This window comes from Akkermansia muciniphila, from assembly GCF_040616545.1.
Classification (GTDB): Bacteria; Verrucomicrobiota; Verrucomicrobiia; order Verrucomicrobiales; family Akkermansiaceae; genus Akkermansia; species Akkermansia muciniphila_E.
The window spans coordinates 231,449-249,597 of sequence record NZ_CP156688.1; the positions used below are offsets into that span (position 1 = coordinate 231,449).

The window sequence follows — 18,149 nt, forward strand, 5'->3', positions numbered from 1 at the left end:
TCCCTGTTCCACCCATGTCCCCCACTGGAAAATTCACGTTCAAGCTCGTGATCTATGGAGTGTTCCTGCTCTATCTGGTGGGGGATCTGTTTCTCTGGCACGGCTTCCTGGCCGGCAGGATGGACGCCTACCTGAAACCCATGCCGGGACCGCCCGGAGACAACTCCGCCCGGATTGCGGAAGTATACGGTGAGCCCCTCACGGCCAACCAGCTCTCCAGAAGAGTGACGGAACTCCGGCTCCTGCGCCAGCCTCCCGTGCTGGACATGGACGGCGGCATCAGGCTTACCCATGAGCTGGATACAGCAGGCGACCTTACCCCGCGGGCCCGGTACGACCTGATTTCCTCCTCCCTCCTGCGGCTGAAAACCAGGGTGAACGACCTTCAGCTCCCCAACCGCAACGCGGAGGCCGCGCGCGCCGTGGAACAGATACGTTCCCGCTTTGACGGAAACACGGAACAATACCTGAAAACCCTGCACGACCAGAAAATGACGCAGGAACAGCTTCAGGAAAAAATAGCGGCGCGGCTCAAGCAGACGGAACAGCTCTACCGGGCAACGGCCCAGGCGGCGGATCCTCCGGACGAAGACCTGAAGGCGTATTACGGCCTGATCCGGGACCAGCTTAAAGCCCCTGACCTCCGCAAAACCCGGCACATCTTCCTGGCGACCCTGCACAAGGACGGTGCCCAGGTCAAACAAGCGGCGGAAACGCTGCTGGCGCGCCTGCAATCAGGAGAAGCCTTCTCCCGGCTTGCCAGGGAATTCAGTGAAGACGAGCGTTCCGCCCCCGCAGGCGGAGAGCTGGGCTGGGTGAACCCGGCCCGCGCGGCGGAGACACTGGGGCTGGACCTGGCGGGCGTTCCTGATGATAAGCCCGTGCTTATTAAAAGCAGGTGGGGATGGCACATCGTGGAAGCATCCCCCGTCAAAAAAGGAGCCATTCCCCCCTATGAAGAAGCTCTCCCGGCCCTGAAAAATGCGGCCCAAAGTCTCAGAAAAGCACAGGCCGTGGGCCTGTACATGGACGGCCTGCTTGAAGAAGGCCACCTCAGGAACCGTATTCGGAACAAAGAGGGGAATTAATACCTTATTTTCATGAAACCCCCTGCCTTTATTCCGGGCATCTCACTTATCCGAATCATCCTGTGCCTGATGATCTGCCTTTTCCACTGGACATGGCGGTCTCCCGCGGGAGGCGGCGTGGGTGTGGACTGGTTCATTATCCTGTCCGGTTTTTTAATGATGTTCACGCTGAAGAAGGAAAAATTCAGCATCTCCTCCTTCTATATCTCCAAATTTGCCCGCCTGTGGCCGTTATTGTTCACAGCCTTCCTCTTATCGGCCCTCCTGTCCTGCAAAAGCCATTTTAACTTCAATAACCTGGTCAGCGTCCTTATCGCCTCATTCGGCGGCAATCAATTCGTATACCAATACACGGGCGACAATTATCCTTTATGGTACATGAAGATTGAAATCCTCATGGTGCTTTGTTTCCCCCTGGTGGCATATGGACGGAAATACCTCCTCCTGATGCTGGCGCTGAGTTTTGCAGCCGCGCTGGCCTGCATTTTCTTTCAGGAACCGGGTAAACAGCTTTATGCCTATTTTCCCTACCGTCTATGGCAGTTTCTTGCAGGTTGCTATGCAGCACAGCTTTATAAAAAACACGCGCGTTTCTTTTCGTGGAGCCCGGTCATATTTGCTTGCGGAACACTGTATCTTCTCTATCAGACATTCATCGGGACATTCTTGATTGGAGAAGAAAATATATCCATGGGTTTTCTCCTGCCGGACACGCTGATAGCCGTCCTGACCATTTCCAGTGCATGTTCCATGGAAAAATTTAACGCGCCGCGGTTCATAAAAATCCCGTCCGGCGTCATTCATCTGGTTAATCAGGCAAGCCTTCTGACCTACGCCATTTTTCTGCTGCATATCCCCGTTCTGAACTTCATGCAGTATATTTGGACGCAATACCGCTATGGGACATATTCCCCACTCTTCTGGCTCCTCTCGTGCCTGTTGTTGATCGTGGTTGGAATCATCCTGCATTACGGCATTGAACAGCCATGCGGCAAATGGCTCTCTTCAAGACTGAAACGGTCATTCTCCCTCCTCCGGAACTATAAAAATATTCCCCGGTATTGATGTTTTTCAGAGAACCTGCTGAAACCCCATCCTGTACTCCTCCATGAACTTATCCGGAGTAAAAAATCTTCTTCATGCCTGCTCGCATTTATAATCATCCGTGAAAAAATGTAAAAACAGGCCAGTCAGCAAATTTGATTCCCGGCTTATTCGCCACACGTTAAGAATTACGCTTGCTTTTGGAAAAGAGATCGACTAGATTCCCTCCGGTATTTCCCATGGGGTATTAGCTCAGTTGGTAGAGCGTCTCGTTCGCAATGAGAAGGTCAGGGGTTCGAATCCCCTATACTCCACCATCCATCTCTTTTTCCCGCCATTGCTTCATATGCGGGAATCACGGGCAGCCCTATGAATGGTAATTTATTTAAAATTGTACTGATTTCAGTCGTTGCCATTCTCCTTGCCATTATAGGTGGCGTCATGTCGGCTGACGGAGACCCCTTTTCCATTGCCCTGGCGGTTTCCCCCTTCGTCCTGGCCGGGCTGTACCTGATGAAGGAAAAAGTGTGGTACCTGTGGATATGGCTGCCCATTCTTTTCCTGCCTGTAGGGCAGATGGGGGACTACGCCCCTCTCTTTATATACACCATCACCATTCCCTTCTATCTGTGGAATGTTATGATCAAGCGTTCATCCCTGACATGGAATTCCATTGCTCTGCAGGATGCTGTCATTCTTGTGATCTTCATGCACGTGGCCTATATCTTCCTGAGCCATCCCTTCGGGCTGGGGCTGAATGTGCTGGAAGACTATTACGGAGGCAAGGGATACATCCTGTTCCTTCAGGCCCTGATTGCCTACCTCTGCCTTTCCTCCTTGAAGACCACCAGCCATGAATTCGGCAGGGTGCTGCAATGGGCTGTTTTCCTGACGGTTCTTTTTACGCTGATCGCGACGGCCCGGAATATTCTCTCCCCCGATTCCGCCGGAGCGGATCCGGCGGTAGCCGCTGCCACTGCCAGTTCCGGCCAGGAAGACACCCGGCAGGGCACCTTCCTTCTCATTTCCCAGCTGGTGGTCCAACTGGTCATCATCAACTACTCCATATGGCAGATGGTCAAGCGTCCCTGGCGTGCGGGCCTCCTCCTGCTGGGGCTGGCCGGAGCCATGCTCAGCGGCTTCCGCAACATGATGGCCCAGTTACTGCTCCTGTTCTTCCTCGTCTCCCTGATTTACAGGAGATGGGTATCCTGCATTCTGATCCCCATTTTTGGACTGGTCATTCTTCTGATTATGTCCTCGGCAGGAGCTCTTCATTCCCTTCCCTTCGGCATTCAACGCACCCTCTCCGCCTTGCCTTTCCTGGACGTCAACGTACAAGCCCGCATGGATGCGGAGGGTTCCACGAACTGGCGTCTTGAAATGTGGCAATGGGCGCTCGACGATCGCGAACACTTCATCCAGGACAAAGTATTCGGAGACGGATTCTCACGGGATATCAGCATCGTAAAAGCCAACATTTATGAAGAGGCCTACAACCTCTCGCAGGACCAGACGTCCTTTGCCTGGAACGGTATATGGCACAGCGGGCCCATCTCTACCATTCAAACGCTCGGTTACGTGGGGCTGACCTTATATACCATCCTGTCCGTCATCGGCATGACCTATGCATGGATTGTCAGCAGAATCTACCGCGACCACCAGTACAAACTGGGAATCCTGTACGTTTCAACCCTCTACATCATCAAGCCGCTTACCTTCTTCTTTCTCTTCGGGGACAGTGTCACCATTGCGCAGGACATCATTTCTCTGGGCATCATCAAGGTATTATTCTCTTGCGCCAAAAAGGAAGGGCTCTACGTACCCCTCCACGTACGCAGGGAATACATGCCGCTTATCATCCGGAAGACGGTGGAAAAACCTCAAATAGCGGGAACTCCCGCCATTTCCGGCTGACCACGGCGCCGCCCCTCCGGAAAAACGGGCGCCCCTGATGCTTGAGGCTGGACTAATTCAGGGGGAATTGCTACCTTTCGGGGCGTTTCCTCTTTCCATGGCATCAGACTCTCTTCATCACATCATCGGCCTTATCCCGTCACGCTGGGGATCTTCCAGATTTCCGGGCAAACCGCTTCACCTCATTGCAGGCAAGCCCCTTGTCCAGCACGTATGGGAACGCGTTTCACGGTGTTCACGCCTTGATGACATTGCCATCGCCACGGATGACCAGCGCATCTTTGATACGGTCACGGCCTTTGGCGCCAAGGCAATCATGACCTCCCCCGACCATCCCAGCGGCAGCGACCGCCTGGCGGAAGCCGTGCAGTCCTTCCCCGGCGCTACCCATGTGGTCAACATCCAGGGGGACGAACCCCTCATTGACCCTGCCCTGATTGACAGTCTGGCGGACGCCCTGGTCTCTGATGAAGCCCTGTCCATGGCTACCGTGGCCTGCCCCATCAGCGGGCAGGAAGACCTGGACAACCCGAACATCGTCAAAGTGGCCCTGGCCCGCAACGGAGACGCCCTGTACTTTTCCCGCTCCGTCATCCCCTACGCCCGCCATCCCCGCATCACGCCACCCCTCCGCCATCTGGGCATTTACGCCTACCGCCGGGACTTCCTTGAAAACTACGTGCGCTGGGAACCTACACCCCTTGAACAAACGGAATCTCTGGAACAACTGCGCGCGCTGGAAAACGGCGCCAGAATCAGAGTCATCCTGACGGACCACGTCAGCGTGGGCGTGGATACGCCGGAACAGGCGGCCCAGGTGGAACAGATCTTATTAAACACACATTAGGAACCATAAACATGAAATACATCTTCGTCACAGGTGGCGTCGTCTCCTCTCTTGGCAAAGGGCTGGCAGCGGCATCCATCGGTACCCTGCTGGAGCGCTGCGGTCTCAAGGTCACCCTTCAAAAATTTGACCCCTACCTCAATGTGGACCCCGGCACCATGAGCCCGTTCCAGCACGGGGAAGTGTACGTCCTGAATGACGGGGCTGAAACGGACCTGGACCTGGGCCACTACGAACGCTTTGTCCATTGCAGCCTCTCCCGCCTCAACAACCTCACCTCCGGCCAGGTCTTTGAAAGCGTGCTCCGGAAGGAACGCCGGGGAGACTACCTGGGAAAAACGGTTCAATACATTCCGCACGTCACGGATGAAATCAAAAACCGTCTTTATGAAGTCACGGAAAAATCTGACGTGGACATCATCATCACGGAAATAGGCGGCACGGTAGGGGACATGGAAGGCCACATCTTCCTGGAAGCCCTGCGGCAATTCGCTCTGGAAGTGGGCCGTGACAACGTCTGCTTCATCCACGTCACCCTGCTCCCCTACATCAAGGCCGCCGGGGAAATGAAAACCAAGCCCACCCAGCAATCCGTCGCCAAGCTCCGGGAAATCGGCATCCAGCCGGACGTGATCATCTGCCGTACGGAATACGACATGAGCGAGGACGAACGGCGCAAAATCGCCATGTTCTGCAATGTGGAGGCCAAAAACGTCATCGCCTTCCGCGACGTTAAAAACACCATTTACGAATGCCCCCTGGACCTCAGCCAGGACAAGATAGACCGCATCGTCACCAAGCGTCTGGGCCTGGACGTTCCTGCGCCCAACCTGGCGGACTGGCAACGTTACGTGGGCCGCGTCATCAGCCCCAGCCACTCTATAAAAATTGCTGTGGTGGGCAAATACATCGCCCTTCAGGACGCCTATAAATCCATTTACGAATCCTTCACCCATGCCGGCGCGGAAAATGACGCCCGCGTGGAAATCCTCAGGATAGATGCGGAAGAAATTGAAGAAAAAGGCGCAGAAGCGCTGATCGGCTCCGTGGACGGCATTCTGGTGCCGGGCGGCTTTGGAGACCGGGGCATTGAAGGAAAAATACAAACGGTGGAATACGCGCGCACCAAGGGCATCCCGTTCCTGGGCATCTGCCTGGGCATGCAGGTGGCCGTCATTGAATACGCGCGCCACATCTGCGGCATGGACGATGCCAACTCCACGGAATTCGACCAGAAATCCACCCATCCCGTCATCAGCCTCCAGGAAGAACAGAAAGGCATTAAGGCCATGGGCGCAACCATGCGCCTGGGCGCCTACAAAGCTCTGATCCAGCCCGGAACTCTGGCGCACAAGCTGTACGGCAAGGACAGCGTCACGGAACGCCACCGCCACCGTTACGAATTCAACCCGGCCTACCGTGGAGAACTGGAAAACGCAGGCCTGGTCGTCAGCGCCGTCAATGATGAACACGGGCTGGTTGAAGTTGTGGAACTGCCCGCCCACCCCTTCTTCATTGCCTGCCAGTACCACCCGGAATTCCAGTCCGCACCCAACCGGGCCCACCCGCTCTTCTCCGGCCTGGTTTCCGCCGCGCTGGAACACAAAAGCCACTCCTGACCGTTCATTGATCCCAGGGCCTTTTCCGGAATGATCATTCCGGAAAAGGCCTTCTCTCTCCAGGCATGTTCACGGACCTCCTCGTCATCGCCGTCTACTTTCTGGCTATCTTCTGCATCGGCATCTATGCGGGACGAAAGCAGAACTCCCTGACGGATTATGCCCTGGGGAACCGCTCCCTGCCCTGGTGGGCCATCCTGGCCTCCATCCTGGCGGCGGAAATCAGCGCGGCTACCTTCCTGGGCGCTCCGGGAGAAGGCTACCATACGCGCAACTTCACGTATGCCCAGCTCTGTATCGGCACCATTCTGGGCCGCATCATCGTAGGCAAGCTCTTTCTGAAACCCTACTATGACTACAAGGTGGTCTCCATCTATGAATACCTGGAGAAACGGTTCGGGCTCCTGACCCGCCGCACGGCCTCCATGGTCTTCCTGGTCAGCCGCGTGCTGGCCAGCGGAACCAGGCTATACTTTGCGGGCATTCTCCTGGTCATTGCCTATCAATTCATGACGGGCGCCACGGCGGACTCCAATCAAATTGTCCTGCTCTACATCGGGGCGCTGGTCGCCATCTCCATTGCCACTACCATTTACACGGCCATAGGCGGTTTGAAAGCCGTCGTCTGGACGGACGTACTCCAGGCCGTCGTACTCGGCGTCTCCATGCTCTCCGCCCTGTGGGTCCTCTTCTCCCACATCCCCGGAGGATGGGCCTCCATCTCCGCCTCCATGAACGGCGCTGACGACTGGAAATTCTTCTCCTGGGGAACGAAGGAAGGCCTGGACTTCCTGCAGCAGTGTACCCATATCCTGGGCCAGGAATACACGGTATGGGCGGCTTTCCTGGGGGCCACCTTCATCACCATGGCTACGCATGGAACGGACCAGGACATGGTGCAGCGCATGCTGGCGGCAAAAACAGAAAAAGGCGGCACGCGGGCCGTCATCGTTTCCGGTTTGCTGGACTTCCCCATCGTCATCGTCTTCCTGTTCACGGGCATACTCCTTTATGTCTTTTACCAAACCACGCCCGCAGCCCTCCCCGCGGACACGCCCCAGCTTCACGTCTTCCCCTATTTCATCATCCATGAACTTCCCAACGGCATCCGCGGGCTGCTGATCGCCGGATTGCTGGCAACCGCCATGGGCTCCCTCTCCACGGCTCTCAACTCTCTGGCGACCACCGCCACCAAGGACTGGTACCAGGGGGTATTCAAACCGGAAGCCACGGAACGGGAACTTCTCCGGTGCGTACGCTGGGGAACGGCGGGCTTCTCCCTGCTGCTCATTCTGGTGGGGTCCATCACGGCTTGGTACGTGGTGCACCATCCGGACGTCCGCATCATTCAAATAGCCCTGGGCATCTTCGGCTACACCTACGGCTCCCTGCTCGGCATTTTCCTGCTGGGAATGCTCACGCGCACCAGGGGAAACGACAGGGGAAACATCATTGCCATGGCAGCGGGCTTCCTGGTCATCGCCCTCCTGACGGAGCTCATCCCCCTCCCCGCCGGTTGGAAACAATATATTCCGGAAATAGCGTTTCCCTGGCGCGTGACGATCGGCACCCTGGTTACCTTTGCCGTTGGTTTCGTCTTCAGAAGCCGGCACCTCTCCGCACGCTGAATGGAACTTCCTCCTTCCCCTGCGGGAAGTATCCCAAAGGGCCCCCTAAGCCTACTGCCTCCGCCAGTAGAGCTGCGTGTAAAGCCCATCCCATCCATCCACCTCACTCTTCCCTCCTTGCGCCTGGGCGCAAAAAAGCGCCGCTCCCCCCTCTCTGTCCGGGAAAGCGGCGCTGGTCAGACTCTTCTTCTCTCTCTTCTGTTCTTCCTCTCTCCTACACCTCCTCGGGAGACAGCCAACGGAAGGACACGATGTTGAACTTCCTCCCAAACGCCTTGTTCACCGCGCTCAGCTCCGTCTCCTCCAGGGCGCCGCTCTTCATGTTGATCTTCTTGACCGGTGTTTCCGGGCTGTTGACCGGGTCCACGTAGTTGATCCCCCTCTGCACCACCGCCTCGCACCACGCGCGCGACAGCACCACCCCCTCGCGGCTGGTCAGCTCCCCGTAGGCCCGGATCGTAAACGTATCGTCACGCGTCGTCAGAATGTTGCCTAGTACTGCCAGCACGTCGGACTGGATCAGGTAGCCGGGAGCCGCCGTATACACCGACCCCTTGGCCGCGTCCTGGTTCGGGTACCCTCCCTTGGGCGTGATGACCATGTCGGAGAGTTCGTCAAACGTGCTGTTGATGGAGCTTTCGTCAATAGCCGCCTGAAGCGCCCCCTTCACCCCCATCTCCCCGCTCTGCAGGCGGCGGTTGACAAAGTCGGACATGTTCAGGAAGGGCCCCCTCTTCTTGACCTCCTTGACCATGTTCTGGGCCAGGGACTTGATCTGGGAGTCGCTGAGCGTTCTGAGGTCCGACCACGCCATGGCCTCCCCGTCCGGGATGCCCTGCGTGACCCCCACCGAGCCGTAGTCGTCCACGTGGGACTTGTCGCTGCTGGCCACCCCGAAGCGGGAGAAGGCCGTCTGGCTGTTGCTGAGCACGGAGGGCATGCCGCTCCTGGAGTAGAGGAGCTTTCTCTTTTTCAGCCCCAGCAGGGTGGCCTCCCAGGCGCGCTGGGAGGTGGAGTTGACGTTGAAGCCTCCGGCCACGGTGAGGTACTTGCCGGCCTGCTTGTAGCCCTCGTCGGCCCTGGAGAGTTCGTCCACGACGGCTTCGGCGGGCTTGCCCTGGAGGTCCGGGACGAAGCGCCTGTTGGCAATGCCTGCGGCCTTGTTGGAGGAGGCGTCCGTGGAGAAGGCTTCCTTCAGGACGGTTTTGAGTTCTTCCTTGCCCGTGCCGCCGATGCTGGAGGGGCGGGAGGCCAGGGAGGAGGCAAACCAGGAGTCCCAGAGGGCGTCGTTGATCATCAGGCCGTGGTCCCAGAAGTCCCCCAGGGAGGCGTCTCCCATGATTTCATTGTGGGAGAAGACCTTGTCCGGGGGGAGCATGGGGTCGGCAAAGGCGTTGCCGATACCCACGCCCGGAACGCCGGACTGGTAGGCGAAGCGCTTGGCGATGGCCGCCTTGGAGTCGGTCTTGTACCATCCCGGGGTGAGGCGGCATCCGGCAAAGCCCGCCAGGCTGGAGGGCTGCTGGAAGGGGAGTTCAGCGGCCACGATCTTGTTGACCTGCTCGGCGCCCGGTCCGCCGAAGGGGGAGAGCCTGGTGCCGTCGTTGGAGAGGATGTTGGAGATGGTGATGGGGAAGAAGTCGCTGTTGGCGTTCTTGACTTCAAACTGGTAGGGGCTGTAGAGGCGTCCGAGCTCGGATGCGGTGGGCATCTGCCCGCCCCAGAAGAGGGGGCTGGAGTGCTGCCAGGTCTTGGCGCGGTAGTCCTTGCCTTCGGGGTAGGCCCCAATGACCGGAGGCTTGCCCCATTTGATGGATACCCCGTAGTAGGCTATAAAAAGGGCGTCCGGATCCGCTTCCCCATAATAACCCTGCCTTTCCTTGTTTTCTTCCGGTCCGGTGTTATTTTTCCACATGTCGGCGGGGAACTTGATGTTGTCCAGCAGGGGCTTTTCCCATGCTCCCCAGTTGAGATTCAGCACAGCGGGCATCGTCTTGGAGAAGATGGCGGGATCCGCCGTGTTGGAACCGTTCAGCGTCGTGGATTGGCCGATCTGCTGCGCGCTCATCAGGCCCGCCCCCATGGCGAAGGTGCCAAGCTTCTTGGAGCTGGTACTAAACTCGTCCGTATATTTATGGCTGAGAATGTGGTCGGCAGGAGTACGGTCAGAGGTCGTGCCGGACCAGCCTTTCAGGTCGTCATAGTTTTGGGCGAAAATGGCGGACGCCATGAACGGGTCGCCGTTCAGATATTTGTTTCCGTCAAAATTCTGGTATTTCAGACCGGAATACATGTTGACGGAGTAGCCGGTGGTTTGGGCGGAATCCAGAGACCAGCCTTCCTTCATGGCGAAGTTGTCCGTTTTAATGTCGTTCTTATTGCTCTTGGAGCGATAGACGGAATTGTTCTTGAAGGGGTTGGACATGTCGTCAATTAGCGGGATGGGCTGGGCGAAAATGACGATTTCCCCGGCTTTCAGGGTGGAGGGGTTCCCCTTGGTGGTTGACCCGTCGGACTGGTAGGTAACCTTGTCCCTGAAGGATGCGCCGAAGTCCGCTACCTGACGGTCGTTTCTGTCCACGGTATTCTGGACGTAAGGGGTAAGGGGATGTTCCGTATAATTGCCCATGGCGCCTACGCCGCCGCCGTTTTTAATGTTGTGGGAAAACATCATAGGCATGAAGCGGTGCTCGCCAAAGTAGGCTCCCCACACTTCTCCGTTGGCCCCCTGGAATTTCATGTCCACATTGTACGGGTTCCACCACACATAAACGGGGATGACGGAAAAGGCCAGGTTGATGAATCCCCCGTTTACGGAGGGGTTCTGGCCGTTGGTTCCGCCGAATCTGGCGTATTGGACGCCGACAAAGGAGTAGAAGCGCAGCAGGATGGGATGGCGCATGTATGTGTAGCGGTTGTCCATCATCTCCATGTTCGCGGCGGAATCGGAGGCGATCAGCGTGCTCGGCGTGCGGCCGTCCCATTGCAGGGCCGCGGAGGCGTCCTGACCTTCTCTCCTGGTGGAGGAATCCCAAACGTTGGCCCACAGGTAGAGCTGGTTCCAGGAGCCGATCGGGCGGTTCTGCTCGGTCGGGCTCCCGTCCTCGGACGTGTACGGACGCAGACCGACGTCCGAGGTCTCACCCCGGAATTCCCCAGGCAGTTTTTCCTGGGAGAACATGATATTCAAGTCCTTCTTCAATCCACCGAATTTAGAATCCGTGAGCAAGCTGGAAGAAACCAGGGAAATGTCATGATAAACCTCTCCCAAATCCTTTAAGCGGCCGTTTTTGTTACTAGCTAACAGGGAATCAAGAGAGATGAGCTTTCTGACGGCGGACATGTCGTTTCCGGAGCCCGAGGCCATCACGGAAGAAAGGTTGAGGGGTTCCAAATCCGGCCCGGGCGTGTCCCATGTGGAGCGCAGCACCGTCAAGGCATCCGTGCTTTCTTCAGAGGCGTGCGGCATCAGGTTGATGCGCGCCTTCTGGTTTTCCCCCGTTACCCACCAGGCAATGTACTTGCGTGAATTGGCGTTCTTTTTCAGCCCCAGGTTTTTGGAGTAGTCATCCACGCGCACGAGCCGGGCGTAGATTTCCTTATTGTCCTGGTTTTTAGAACCAACGGGCGTTCCCACCGTGCCATGATTCACCAAGGGGACACTGCGGAGATTCTGATTGGTGAGGGAACGCTTGCCCAGCAGGTTCTTTCCGGCTTCCAGTGAGCTGAGCCTGCGCAGGTCAGGGTCGGAAATAAGCCAGCGGCGGAACATGGCCTTTCTTCCCGTATCATAAGTGGAAGAAATGGTCATGCCCTGGGAGTTGTTTTTGTTGAGCCAGGTATCCCAGCTGTTCCAGACGCCCAGGATGTAGGGAGCGCTTCCTTCACTGGTTCCGGAGGAAAGGATGCCGGAGTTGGCGGAAACACGCTGGTCGGGCCCCAGCTCACACTGGAGCTGGCCCAGGGCCACTTCCAGGGAAAGCTTGGCTAGGGATTTGGCTTCCGCGGCGAAAAGCTGCTTCTCGGAAATGCGGACCTGTGAGGACGCAATGGTAAGAAGGCCAACGCTGAGGAGGGCCAGAAGCATCATCAGGGTGATGGTGGCAATCAGGGCAAACCCCTTGCTGACATGCCTGATAGGACGTTTGGTGAAAAGTTTAGTCTTCATGAGAAATAGTGTATTCCGGCGTGCACTTTTCCGCTCAAGTTTGAGGAGATAACCCCCACTGTCACGAAGATGCAAAGAGCCAATTCTTAACTCTAGTCAATACAAAAAAGGGCTAGTGCATGCAAGCTCAAAATTGGTTCAACCCAAGCATGCCGGGGACACGGTAAATGGAGGGAGGAGCGCCATGGAGAAAGGAAAAACCAGGAATTATACATTTTCAGGAAATACAGCTCTTAAAATCTCATATTATTGTATTTACATGAAAAATCGAATTCTAAATTCGGGGGTCTTAAAAAAGACCTGAACATTATGTTTTCCCAAGACAAATTGCCGGAAGAATTCCGCGGAGACAATGCGGACATCGGCCTGCGGCCATATACCTCCGAGGACGGCAACCCCACGGAGCAAACTCGCCCAATTGGCTCCTGGAACCAGCTCTACCTGTGGGCCAACGTTTGGGATTCCTCCACCAGGAGAGAAGGCCAGGACGCCTCCGCGGCCCTGCAATGGGACGGCCGCACGCCGAGCACGCTGATCGCCTCCGATTCCGCCGCGAATATGGAGATGATGGACAACCGCTACACGTACATGCGCCATCCCATCCTGCTGCGCTTCTACTCTTTCGTAGGGATTCAATACATCAAGCACGGCAACAAGCATCCCAACCGCGGCGGCTGGATTGACTTGCGTATTTCCGTGATCCCGGTGTACGTCTGGTGGAACCCGTACAACGTGGACATGAAATTCCAGGGGCCGTCCGGAGAACCCTGGGGTGGCTATTTCGGCGAACACCGCTTCATGCCCTTGCTGCTTTCCCACAACATTAAATTTGCCTGGAATTCCCTGGATGACGGACTGTTGGCCAACCACTCCGAATCCATGCTGGTTCCCTACACGAAAAACGTTTCCTACAGCAACCGCCAGGTAGCCGACTTCGGGGCTTCCTTCAATACCACAGCCAAACTTAAGGGTGACGGCTCTCCGGACAAGAGCGGTTCCTCCACGCTCAAGGCGGGTGAAATCGTTGTCTTCGCCCAGCCCGTTGTTTCCAACATCGTTCACGGCAACGAAGTTTACCAGGCTAAAAACCAGGACAGAGACTTCGCTCCGGACAGATTCCCCCTCAAGGAAGGCTGGGACCAGAGCCCGGGACAGGTGAGCTCCTATGCCGTTAACCTGACGGACGGCTTGCGTTATGAATTGCTGGAAGGAAGCGGCTATGAACAGAATGGCACGGCCAAGGCTTCCGTCATCTTTGCGGAAAATACCAGCCAGCTTACGGAAACCCCCAAAAACCACGTTCTTGCCATGAAATACAGCGAGAATTCATCAAATTCCAATCTGGGCACGTTCATGGCGACGGCCGGGCTGATGGAGCCCAGGAAAATGAATTCCAAATCCTCCCGCAACGGCACGAGTACGCCAGAAATTGACATTTTCTCTAAGACGATGCCCACTATCCTGAACCTCAACTGGGGTGCGTGGGAAAAACCTCTGATTGACCAGGTAAGGTTCCCCGCGGACTTGTGGCAGGATAATGAAGGGCCCAATGAAGAAGCTAAAAAATCCGGTGAATATGGAACGCCTTCCCAGGATTCCACGTTCATAGCCTACTACGGGGTATCGATCAAATGGGGCAAGCCTCCGGTCATTGGGGCCTACCCCGAAGGCAAGGACTACCGCGCCAAGACCTGGCAGCACTCCAGCCCCCTCTTCTGGGGCGGGCAGATGCCCACCGCATCCGAGCTCGGACGCCTCTACAGCCCCTACCAGTTTGAAGTCAAGAACGCCAACAGCGACTTCTTCCCCATCACCATCTCCAACATCCTCTCCAACGACGGCACCAGGCTCTCCCCCTTCGGCGGACCGGGCGCCGAGCAGGTCAACAAGATCGTGGCCGCTGAACTCCCCTTCCAGCAGCCCTCCAGCCTGGCGGGCTTTGCCGGATGCCGCCTCACCCCGGGATGGTACAAGACCGACTCCAAGGCGGCCATCGCCAAGCGCTTCGCCTACCAGTCCGGCGTTCCGGGCGTGGGTATCGGCAACGCCTTTGCCGACCCCATGCTCCCCCCGGACAAGGTCTTCTCCCACAATGAAATCATGGGAGACGCCTCCCTGGGGGACTTCTGGGACCACGGCCTGATGATCAACGACGCCCTCTGGGACTCCTGGTTTGCCTCCTCCCTGGCCTCCCGCCCCTCCAGCATCGGCGGCACGGGCAAGGAAGAACTCAAAACCGTCCTGAAGGAAGCCTTCTCCACGGACGCCTCCTCCAACAAGGCCGCAGGCATTGCCAACAGGCGCTTCGTCCCGGACCTCCAGGGCAAGCCCGCCGAAGCCGTCGTGGACGAACTCTCCAGGGCCGACGAGGGCTACAAGCAGGCCGGCAAGTACCTCACCGTGGCCGGAGGCTTCAACGTCAACTCCACCTCCCAGCGCGCCTGGGAGGCCACCCTGCTGGGGCTGAAAAAGAGAAAGCTCCTCTACTCCAGGAGCGGCATGCCCTCCGTGCTCAGCAACAGCCAGACGGCCTTCTCCCGCTTCGGGGTGGCCAGCAGCGACAAGTCCCACGTGGACGACTACGGCTCGGTGGGGGTCACGCAGGGCATCCCGGACGGGGAGGCCATGGCGTGGTCGGACCTCAGAACGCTCAGCGACTCCCAGATCAAGTCCCTGGCCCAGAACATGGTCAAGGAGGTCAAGAAGAGGGGGCCCTTCCTGAACATGTCCGACTTTGTCAACCGCCGCCTGCAGAGCGGGGAGATGGGGGTGAAGGGGGCGCTTCAGGCGGCTATTGACGAAAGCTCCATCAACAGCACGTTTGACGAACTCTCCGACATGGTCATCACGCCCAAGGGAGGGTACCCGAACCAGGACGCGGCCAAGGGGTCGGTGTATACGGCGGCTCCCGGCTACCTGATCCAGTCCGACGTGCTGGCAGTACTAGGCAACATTCTGACGACGCGTGACGATACGTTTACGATCCGGGCCTACGGGGAGCTGACCAGCCGCGAGGGGGTGGTGCTGTCGCGCGCGTGGTGCGAGGCGGTGGTGCAGAGGGGGATCAACTACGTGGACCCGGTCAACAGCCCGGAAACACCGGTCAAGAAGATCAACATGAAGAGCGGCGCCCTGGAGGAGACGGAGCTGAGCGCGGTGAACAAGGCGTTTGGGAGGAAGTTCAACATCGTGTCCTTCCGTTGGCTGTCTCCCGAGGAGGTGTAGGAGAGAGGAAGAACAGAAGAGAGAGAAGAAGAGTCTGACCAGCGCCGCTTTCCCGGACAGAGAGGGGGGAGCGGCGCTTTTTTGCGCCCAGGCGCAAGGAGGGAAGAGTGAGGTGGATGGATGGGATGGGCTTTACACGCAGCTCTACTGGCGGAGGCAATGGACATCATCAACCCTGTAGACGGGGGAGAAGGCGGGAAAACAGAAAGTTATTAAACCAGTTTCATGAACTGAATCCGGCGCTTATTTTCTTTTAAGTTCAGCAATAGCTCCGTAATGCGGGATGTCAAATTCCGGAGGGACAATTTCAGCAAGCAGTTTCATATGCTCCTGTTCCCACGCGGCAATTTCTTTTTCTGCAAGGGAAGCGCCGATGCCCCGGCAGGCTTTCATTCTTCCATTCCAGCTTTCACGGGTAAAGTGTATGCTTAAAGGATATTCCTCGTGGTAAACGAGCTCAAACAGTTCATGATAGCACCCGGGTATAACTACCGGATGCACCGTTTCTCCCGCGCCGCTCCACGCAGGATTGTATTTCAGCACCAGTTTTTCACTGGCTCCTGCTATGTTATCCCCAAAGGGGAGCCACGCCATGTATAATACAAGAATACGCCCTTCCGGTTTAAGCATGCGGAAAAACCCGGGCATAGCCTGCTCATGGTTAAAGTAAAAGAAGCACTGACAGGCGGTAATTACATCAAATGAACAATCGGGAAAATCCATGTTTTCAGCGGATGCGGCGTGATAGTCAATATCCATGCCGGCTGAAAGAATTTTTGCCTGTTCAATCTGGTTTCCCGAAATATCCGTACCTGTCCATTTTGCTCCGTAACGGTGCATGTGTCTCGGAAGAACTCCTGTTCCCGTGCCCGTATCAAGTACATTTTGACCGCTTACGCATAGGTTGCGGTTAATGATTTTATCGTAGAATTCCTGTGGGTAAATATCGCGGAACAGGGCATAGTCTGCCGAAGCCGTGCCCCAGCCAAAGGCTTTTCCTCCATCTATGTTTTTATGGATAATATTCATCCACATCTCCCTTTGCCACGCCTCATTTTCTCCGTTAAGAGAGCCTTCTCGCAAACGCACCTTATCCGACCAGGGGGAACAAACAAGATTTCATCTCCTTTACATGAAAATATCATCCTGTGAAATGCCGGACGGCTTATTATATCAGCGCTCCATGTCCGCGCGCATCAACCTTTTTGTTCATCCGGCCCCCCATCAGGTATCATTTTACCCTGTGCAGACGGGACCATAGATAACGGAGATACTGAATTCATAGGGTTCCGGGCTGGGAAAATGGTCTAATGACCGCTGGAATTTTCTATTTTTTATCTCCAACATCCCTACTTTGAGCTTGCACGGCCTTCCTCATTCCTGTACTTCACAAGGGATATAAAACCCATCCGGGCTTTCCGGTGGATTCAGCCTGCCGCATGTTCTCCCGCACGATTGTTTGTCAAGGGTCCATGCAGCCGGACAAAAGCCCCTTCCTTTTATTTTCACTCCCCCGAATATATGCGCCTTTTACCTGTCCTGACCATTACCTGCCTTCTCGGAAGCGTGTCTTTCGTCCACGGACAAACCCGCACCCCCGCCAAGCCGGAGCCTGCCAAACCGGAACCGAATGCTCCGGCAGCCGATACCGTGGACAAGTCCCTTCCTCCCGCCTCCGTCAACGGCATCCGGTTCGTCCTTAAGGCGCCCATGTCCCTGCCATCCCCCATTTACATGCCCATTGATCCCAAAAGGCTGGAAAAGGTGGAAATCCGCGCCGCCCTTCCCGGACGCCGCAGCGTATACCCCAAAAGCAGGATCATCACCCTGTTCGGCGGCCTGGACCAGAAGGGCATGCCGACCAACAAGCTCGTCAGCAAACCCCTGCCGACCGACCTGGGCCCCAAAACCCTGGCGCTGGTAGGAAAGAACAGCACCGGAGAGTTCACGCTGGATTTCATCAATGAGGCGGAGCTGCCGCTGAACTGCATTTACATCCAGAACCTGACCGGCCGTACTTTCACCCTGGAGCTTCCCAAACCGCCGCAGGGCGAAAAGAGCGCCATTGAACTGCCCAGCAAATCCACTTACATTTTCGGCAAGGATTCCGCTGACAGCAAGGATTCCCGCACTACTCCCGCCAATCTGACGTACATGACCCGCTTGAAGAACGGCAAAGTCGTCAAGGTGAAGGACAGAGGCATGATGCTGATCACCTATCCGGGACGGAAAGTGGTCATGATTATTTCCCCGGATTCCTCCGGACGCACCGTCGTTCTGACGGAGCTGATGATTTTCAAGGAAAAGCCGGTTTCCGCCTCTTCCGCCAAGTAGCGGAGCAGGTCTTTTTCCCTCCCGGTTTTTCCCCAGATGCGGAAGGCCGGGATGAATAATCATTCAAGAGTCCGAGAGCATCCCGGACCAGTCGGAAAACGGGCGTCACAGCCCGTTTTTTATGCACTCCTCCAACCATTCTCCGGAATCCGAGCGTAAAAGACCGGGACGCTCCCCGGCGGGGAGTGAATGCTGATGCGCCTCCGGCAAAGCCGCCCGGCCGCTTTCCGTTCCGGGTAAAACGGCCATATTCCTGCGGGAACAGGAGCACGGCATGAA

At 56.7% G+C, this 18,149-nt stretch carries 10 protein-coding genes and 1 tRNA gene; 9 read left to right on the forward strand and 2 right to left on the reverse strand.

The window, feature by feature from the left end; all coding sequences use genetic code 11:
- The first annotated feature begins 14 nt into the window (after positions 1 to 14).
- The 7 genes from ABGM91_RS00920 (at position 15) to ABGM91_RS00950 (ending at position 8,143) form a co-directional block, all read left to right on the forward strand.
- Positions 15 to 1,088: a peptidylprolyl isomerase gene (locus ABGM91_RS00920; protein WP_354832997.1), complete on the forward strand. Its 1,074-nt coding sequence runs from the start codon at positions 15 to 17 to the stop codon at positions 1,086 to 1,088.
- A gap of 12 nt (positions 1,089 to 1,100) precedes the next feature.
- Positions 1,101 to 2,153 carry an acyltransferase gene (locus tag ABGM91_RS00925; RefSeq protein ID WP_354832999.1) on the forward strand — a complete coding sequence of 351 codons (1,053 nt, stop codon included), beginning with the start codon at positions 1,101 to 1,103 and terminating at the stop codon, positions 2,151 to 2,153.
- 220 nt (positions 2,154 to 2,373) lie between these two features.
- Positions 2,374 to 2,449, forward strand: a tRNA-Ala gene (locus ABGM91_RS00930).
- 124 nt (positions 2,450 to 2,573) lie between these two features.
- Positions 2,574 to 4,049 (forward strand): O-antigen ligase family protein, encoded by a 1,476-nt coding sequence (locus ABGM91_RS00935; protein WP_354833001.1) that lies wholly within the window; start codon positions 2,574 to 2,576, stop codon positions 4,047 to 4,049.
- Between the two features lie 97 nt (positions 4,050 to 4,146).
- Entirely contained in the window at positions 4,147 to 4,896 is a 750-nt protein-coding gene (gene kdsB / locus ABGM91_RS00940) for a 3-deoxy-manno-octulosonate cytidylyltransferase (protein WP_354833003.1), read from the forward strand.
- A gap of 11 nt (positions 4,897 to 4,907) precedes the next feature.
- Positions 4,908 to 6,515 carry a CTP synthase gene (locus ABGM91_RS00945; RefSeq protein ID WP_354833005.1) on the forward strand — a complete coding sequence of 536 codons (1,608 nt, stop codon included), beginning with the start codon at positions 4,908 to 4,910 and terminating at the stop codon, positions 6,513 to 6,515.
- Between the two features lie 65 nt (positions 6,516 to 6,580).
- Positions 6,581 to 8,143, forward strand: a complete 1,563-nt coding sequence (locus ABGM91_RS00950) for a sodium:solute symporter (protein ID WP_354833007.1) — start codon at positions 6,581 to 6,583, stop codon at positions 8,141 to 8,143.
- 214 nt (positions 8,144 to 8,357) lie between these two features.
- On the opposite strand, the gene ABGM91_RS00955 is transcribed toward ABGM91_RS00950, so the two are convergent.
- Positions 8,358 to 12,311 (reverse strand): hypothetical protein, encoded by a 3,954-nt coding sequence (locus ABGM91_RS00955; protein ID WP_354833009.1) that lies wholly within the window; start codon positions 12,309 to 12,311, stop codon positions 8,358 to 8,360.
- A gap of 309 nt (positions 12,312 to 12,620) precedes the next feature.
- Between ABGM91_RS00955 and ABGM91_RS00960 the strand changes: the two genes are divergently transcribed.
- Entirely contained in the window at positions 12,621 to 15,536 is a 2,916-nt protein-coding gene (locus ABGM91_RS00960; protein ID WP_354833011.1) for a hypothetical protein, read from the forward strand.
- Between the two features lie 243 nt (positions 15,537 to 15,779).
- Here the strand turns inward: ABGM91_RS00960 and ABGM91_RS00965 are convergent, their stop codons facing one another.
- Positions 15,780 to 16,565: a class I SAM-dependent methyltransferase gene (locus ABGM91_RS00965; protein WP_354833013.1), complete on the reverse strand. Its 786-nt coding sequence runs from the start codon at positions 16,563 to 16,565 to the stop codon at positions 15,780 to 15,782.
- Between the two features lie 492 nt (positions 16,566 to 17,057).
- Between ABGM91_RS00965 and ABGM91_RS00970 the strand changes: the two genes are divergently transcribed.
- Complete coding sequence (locus ABGM91_RS00970) at positions 17,058 to 17,870, forward strand: hypothetical protein (RefSeq protein ID WP_354833015.1); 813 nt, start codon at positions 17,058 to 17,060, stop codon at positions 17,868 to 17,870.
- Positions 17,871 to 18,149: the final 279 nt, after the last annotated feature.